Annotated in this window: 1 protein-coding gene; it reads right to left on the reverse strand. The window is 70.0% G+C overall.

The window, feature by feature from the left end; genetic code table 11:
- Positions 1–260: GAD domain-containing protein (locus J0695_RS40320; RefSeq protein WP_307798907.1), on the reverse strand; the 260-nt coding region annotated here is incomplete at both ends.

Here is a 260-nt window from a genome sequence, read left to right on the forward strand (position 1 = left end):
GAACTCGCCCGCGCCGAAGAACACCGCGTGGCCGGGAGCGAGGGACAGCCGCTTGGTCAGCTCCGCGACGTTCTCCTGCGTCAGGAACTTCGCGATCGGGCCGGTCAGTGAGCTGTCCTCGGCCACCCGCACCCACGCCAGGCCCTTGGCGCCCTGCGAGACCGCGTAGTCACCGAGCTGGTCGAAGAACTTGCGCGACTGGCCGGAGACGTCCGGCACCGGCAGCGCGCGCACGTGCTTGCCGGCGAACGCCTTGAACT

It is taken from the genome of Streptomyces beijiangensis (genome assembly GCF_017315755.1).
GTDB classification, from domain to species: Bacteria; Actinomycetota; Actinomycetes; order Streptomycetales; family Streptomycetaceae; genus Streptomyces; species Streptomyces beijiangensis.